Here is a 1,241-nt window from a genome sequence, read left to right on the forward strand (position 1 = left end):
TTTTATGCGAACTTCTTGTATTAGCCCTGGTGGTATCTCTCGTACAAAACGAGACATGGGGTTGAACTTCTCTTGGCCATACAGGCGTCGTGACTCGGCATAGGTGAGCACTAGCTTCTCCATTGCGCGAGTGACTCCGACATAACAGAGTCGGCGTTCTTCTTCTAACCTTCCAGGCTCTTCCATTGACATCTGGTGCGGGAATAGACCTTCTTCCATCCCTGCCAGAATCACGAAAGGGAACTCCAGGCCTTTTGCAGAGTGAAGCGTCATTAGTTGCACGCAGTCCTGATGTTCTTCGGCTTGTTGCTCGCCTGCATCCAAGGCTGCCTGGGCAATAAAGCTAGCTAATGGGCTTAGCTCGTCATCTTCAGCTTCGAAATCTTTGGTTGCCGATAAAAGCTCATTGAGGTTTTCAATGCGGGCCTGGCCTTTTTCACCCTTTTCTTTCGCATGAAACTCTTTAAGCTGCGATTGCCCGATAGCTCTTTCGGTGAGTTGGAATAAGTTTAGCTCGTCTTGTTCTGCACTAAGTTCATCTATCATATCGATAAAGGCATTCAGAGAGCCATTGGCCTTGCCTTTAATCAGGCCTAGCTGCAAACGTTCGACGCAGGCCTGCCAGAGAGACACTCCCTGATCTCGAGCGTGTTCACGAATATCGCTAAGGGTCTTATTGCCAACACCACGAGTTGGTACGTTTACCACTCGTTCGAAGGCGGCATCATCGTGTCGATAATAAACCAAACGTAAGTAGGCGAGGGCATTACGAATCTCTTGACGATCGTAGAAGCGTAGGCCGCCATAAATTCGATAAGGGACAGCCTGGCGAATTAAAAATTCTTCAATGACACGCGACTGTGCATTGGAGCGGTAGAGAATAGCGCATTGTGAACGTAGCTGGCCTTGGTTCACCCAAGCATTGATGCGGTCAGCAATATAGTTGCCTTCGTCTTGTTCGTTGAACGCGGCATAAAGGTCTATCGGTTCACCTTCACTGCCATCAGTCCATAGCTCTTTTCCTAAACGTCCGCTATTGTTTGAGATCAAAGCATTGGCCGCGTTCAGGATAGTGCAGGTCGATCGATAGTTTTGTTCCAGCTTAATAACTAAAGGCTGGGCAAAGTCGTTTTGGAACTGTTGAATGTTCTCTATCTTCGCGCCACGCCAGCCGTATATAGATTGGTCATCATCGCCCACTACCATAATGGGGATTCGGTTGCCTGCGAGTACGCGAAGCC

Annotated in this window: 1 protein-coding gene; it reads right to left on the bottom strand. The window is 48.7% G+C overall.

Annotated elements, in window-relative coordinates; translation table 11 throughout:
* Positions 1-1,241, bottom strand: a 1,241-nt coding sequence (locus A3735_RS26915; RefSeq protein WP_197486079.1) for a 3'-5' exonuclease, incomplete at both ends; no start/stop codon positions are given.

This window comes from Oleiphilus sp. HI0061 (genome assembly GCF_001635675.1).